At 63.1% G+C, this 4,924-nt stretch carries 2 protein-coding genes and 1 pseudogene; all 3 read right to left on the bottom strand.

Annotation, left to right across the window (positions count from 1 at the left end; genetic code table 11):
* Window positions 1-558: pseudogene (locus AC1DIH_RS28025) on the bottom strand (RHS repeat-associated core domain-containing protein); the annotation flags it as partial.
* Window positions 559-654: 96 nt separating this feature from the next.
* Window positions 655-933 (bottom strand): hypothetical protein, encoded by a 279-nt coding sequence (locus AC1DIH_RS28030; protein WP_477774070.1) that lies wholly within the window; start codon window positions 931-933, stop codon window positions 655-657.
* 1 nt (window position 934) lies between these two features.
* Window positions 935-4,924: RHS repeat-associated core domain-containing protein (locus AC1DIH_RS28035; protein ID WP_477774071.1), on the bottom strand; the 3,990-nt coding region annotated here is incomplete at its 5' end.

Genomic DNA, 4,924 nt, shown 5'->3' on the forward strand with positions numbered 1-4,924 from the left:
CGGCATCGGCGGATGCTTCATGCAGGCGACCAGGTCCAGCGGCTTGGGCACCGCGCCGGGCGCCGGGGTGGCGACAGTGGGGCGCCACATCTGGGAGAAGAAGCTCTCGGCCATGTCCAGATAGCTGGGCTCGGCTTCGGGCTCGGGTGTCTCCAGCTCGGTGCCTGCCGGCGCGACATGGGACGGGATCGCCCCGGCGGCGCGGGCGGCGGGAATGTTGTTGGTGAGGGTGTTGGTGGAGCCGGTGAGGATGTTCGCCTGTACCGTGGGCGGAAACAGCGAATTGCTGAAGCTCTCGCACAGGTTGCTTAAACCCTTGTCGGCCCCGGTCTTGCTCATGGCGAGACCGACCACCGTGCCCACCACCGCACCGAGCAGAAAGCAACCGAGGCCGCCGGTGGCGACGGTGATGCCGGTGGCCGCCACCACGGCAGCTGTCGCCAGCGCAGTAATCGCGATGTTGGCCGCCACCTCCAGCACACCGCCGAGGATGTCGGCCATCATCGAGGTGTGGTTGAGTGCATCACCCAGCCGGGCCGCCCAGAGTGCGTCAGACATGCGGGATGTTTATGAGACGCAAGCGTCTGGCCGCCGCGCAATCGTTGCGCTTGTTGCGCAATTCGATGCCTTCCATTGCACTTTGCTCCTGATCGGTTACGGCATGCTCATCAGCGCCATTCTCAGGCGTTTGATCAGCTTTGGGGTCTTGAGGCAATCGGCCGGCCGTTTGTTACCCAGGGCGGGTACGGTCTGTTCCAGCCACCACAACCCTCCCTTGAGTCCTCTTTTGCCATAGAGCACGACCGCCATGTCGAGGTGGCCATTCATGGCCTTGGCCAGCTCGTGGGCGTTGTCGTCGAGATAGTCCTCTTCGTACAACCGCACGAACTTCTGCCAATCTGCATCGCCCACGTATTCGTCTTCCAGTCCCATTTTAAAAACCTGCAAAGGAAATCAAGTTGCTGCCAGTCGAGTTTCGCGCCGACGGCGCCAGGATCCCATCATAACCATTGGCTTTGGCCCAGGCGCCGATCTGATGGGTTTGGGTGTACTTGTCGCCGGTGATGCTTTTAAGGGAAACGCCCAGTTGCTTGCGCACATCGGCCCGGGTCAGGTCGAGGACGTTGTTGAGTTGCACTTTCTTGCTCACCAGCACTCGCGTAGACAAGTCCACACCCCAATGGTTGACCTCGCCCATGGCGGTCTTGCGTGAGTTCGCGCCATACACACCGCCTAACCCCGGGGCAGTGTAGCGATGCCTGGCGGCGACGTTCCACTTGTGAGCGCTCCAGGTTGTGCTGATCCGATCAGGTTCTTCAAAGCGATAAACCGTTCGGTTGACCTTGCGGCCCTTCGGCGGTGTCGAGCATTTCATCAGTCCCAGGGGGTCGATCCAGCTCACTGGGTTCGGCGCGTATTGGTAGAGGTTCAGCCCACCGGCCAAGCCGATGGGGTCCGGTGTGGTGAAGCGGCCGATGTCCGGGTCGTAGAAGCGCAGGGTGTTGTAGTGCAGTCCGGTTTCGCGGTCCAGGTATTGGCCCTGCAAGCGCAGGTTCTGTTCTTCGATGTAATACGGTTCGCGCAACTCTTCGGCCGTGCTGCCCCACACTTGATTACGGGCTCGCCAGAGTATGTGGCCGTCGGCTTCCGAGAGTTGTTCGGGCAGACCGTTGAAGTCGTTGTGGTAGTAACGGACTTTCTGTTGCTCACCCAGGCCATCGACTCTCGCCAGTGGTTCGTGGCTGTCGTCGGCGTAGATGTAGAGGCTGGTCTGGCTGGCGCGGTGTTCCTGCAACAGTTGCAGCGCATCCCAGGTGAAACGGGTGCGGCTGAGCAGGGTGCAGTGGCGGTCGTATTCGGCTTTTTCGATGCGTCGACCTAACGGGTCATAGGTCATTTTCACGACCGAGCCGTTATCGTTGCGAACCTCCACCAGACGCTGTTCGGCGTCGTAGCGCAAACGCTGGACCCCGCGCTGGGTACTGCGCTTTTCCACCATGCGACCGAAACCGTCATAGCGGTAGCGCTTGTCCTGGTAGGTCAACAAGCGGTTATGCGCGACCCGCCCGGCGCCCCGTCTGTCCAACAGGTTGGCAGCCAGGTCATAGGCGAAGCTTTCGCGTTGGCCCTGGAGGTTGTCCTGGCTGGCGAGGATGCGGCCGGTGGCGTCGTAGTGCAGCAGTTGCCGATGCGGCGCATCGGGCTGGCTGTCGAAGCGCTCCACCAGTTGATCGCTGGCGTCGTAGCCAAACAATGATTGCGCTGCGGGCGGCAGCAGGGCCGATTGCCCCTGTTGCCGGCGCTGACGGGCACGCAGACGGCCGCTGCGGTCATATTCGCTGCGGGTGCTCAGACGCCCCTGGGTGCGCAGCACTTCGCGGTGCAGGCGGTCGCGTTCGAAGTCGCTGATGACCTGGCCGTCGAGGTTGATCTGGTGCAGGTGACCGCTGCCGTAGTGCAGGCGGTTCAGCCAGCGGCCATCGGGAAGCAGCGTCTGGGTCAGGTTGCCCAGTTCGTCGTAGCGATGTTCGAGACTTCCGGCCCAGCTCTGTTCGCCAATCAATTGCCCCAAGGCGTCGTAACTGAAGCTCACTCTTTGCTCTTCACCGGTCTGGCTGGTGAAGGTGATGGCGTTGATCTGGTCGAGCGCGTCATAGCTGTACTCGGTGCGCCCGTCTTCGGTGACTTTCGCCACCAGCCGACCCATCGCATCGCGTTTCAGCGTATGGATGATCGGTGCTTGCGGTGAGAGGTCCAGGTCGGTGCTACCGGGCACTGCGAGCGCTTCCACGCGCGTGACGTTGTCCAGCGGATCGTAGGCGTAGCGTTTGAGGCTACTGTCCAGGCTGTGTTGGGCGCTCAAGCGGTCGGCGGCATCCCAGGCAAACCGGTAGCACTCGCCGTTTTCGTTGGTCAGGGCCAGCAGGCGCCCGTAGTTATCGTAGCTCAGTTCCACTCGCCGGCCATGGGCGTCAGTGCGCACGCGCAGTTGACCGCTCGGGGTGTGCTGGAAATGAGTAGTGTGTCCGGCCGGGTCGCTGTAGCCGATCAACTGTCCGCTCGCATCGCGCTGATACTGCTCGGTGCGTCCATCTGGTAGTTGCTTGCTCAGCAGCCGGCCTTGGTCGTCGTAGCTGAAAAGCGTTCGTTCCCCCAGCGCGTCGGTGCTGCTGAGCAACAACCCCCGCTCGCAGTAGCTCAGCCGTGTGGTGTAGCCGGAACAGTCGGTGTGTTCGCTGAGTTGACCAAGGGGTGTCCAGCGCAAGGTCTTGCTTTTGCCGGTGGCGTCGATGATCTCTACCGCCTGGCCGTGGGCGTCGTGGCGATAGCGGGTGACGTGGCCCAGCGGGTCGGTTTCGCGAATGCGATTGCCACGCGAGTCATAGCAGTACTGCCAGGTATTACCTGCAGCATCGGTTTCGGCCAGGGGCAGCGCCCAGTGCTCGAGCCACAGTGTTGACTCGCTGCGCCCCAGCGGGTCGCTGGTCTGGCAGAGGTTGCCCGCTTCGTCATAGCTGAATTGATGCTGCCCGCCGTTGGGATCGGTCGCCTCCAGCAACTGGCTTTCGTCGTTCCACTGGAACGTCCAGATGCGACCCAGCGCATCGGTGGCTTGGGTGATCCGATGGCGTGAATCCCAGCGCCGGGTACTGATGCGGTTCAAACCGTCGGTGATGCGAGTGGTCCCGGCTGCCAGATCATAGTCGAAGGTGTATTGGTCGCCCGCGTCGGTCCAGTGGCGGACCACGCGCCATTCAAGGTCTTCAACCAACGCCCATTCGTAGAAGCAACGCAGCCCGGTCGGCAACTGATGCTCGACCATACGGCGTCCGGCGTCATAGGCAAACTGACGTTTCACCTGCCCGTTGGACTGGCGCACCTCGATTAGGTCACCCTGGATATCGTAGCCGTAGTGCATCAGCACTTCGCGGCGTTGATCGGCATAGAGGCGCTCGATCCGGCTAACCCGTTGCGGCCAGCGTTCGTCGTAGGCCAGCGCGATGCGGGTCAGGTCGAAGGTGTCGCGCAGTTGTACCAAGCGTCCGGTTTCGTCGTAGTCGAGGTGGATGCGGTTGTTGTTGCGGTCACCCAACTGGTTCATGCGTAGCAGCGATGGGTGGCCCGGCGCCGGCTCGAACAGCTGGTACAACCCGTCCGCGCTTTCGATAAGCAGTTCGCCGTTGACATGCCGCCGCACGCTGAGGCCTTCACCGGCGCTGAACACCGCGGCGCCGAGCGGGATCGAACCCATGTCGATGCGTCGGCCCTGTTCGTCGGTGTAGACCAGCGTTTCGCCGCCCTCGGGATGGGGCAGGATTTCGACGCGCACCTCGTAGGGCACACTCCAACCGGCACCGAACAACCCGTCGCGGCGTTCGTCGTGGCTGTTGTAGAAGCGTTGCCAGTCGATCGGCAGGATGCCGGGCAGGACGAAGTCCATCTCCTCGACATCGCCCAGTACCTTGGCGCCGGTGGCGGCATGCACGGGGTTCGACGAGCCCATGGCGGCATTGGCCGCGGCGCCCATCGCGCTGCTGACCGCCATCGATGCCGCGCCGCCCACCAGCATGCACGGCAGGTTGCTCAGGAATTTGCCCTTGCCGCCCTTGAGCATCAACAACGCGGTGACCGCCAGCCCCACGCCCGGGGTCTTGCCGCTGCGGATCTCACGCACCACCACCGAACCGCCACCGATGGTGACGTTGGGTGAGATCAGCCCGGAGCCCACCACCTTGGCGTCGCAGGTGGTGCGGTCGCCGCTGCGCACGGCGGGCTGGCCGTTGATGGTGACTTTGTCCGAGCCCTCGGCCAGAAACTGCGGCGGCATCGGCGGATGCTTCATGCAGGCGACCAGGTCCAGCGGCTTGGGCACCGCGCCGGGCGCCGGGGTGGCGACAGTGGGGCGCCACATCTGGGAGAAGAA

This window comes from Pseudomonas sp. 05N36 (genome assembly GCF_056397385.1).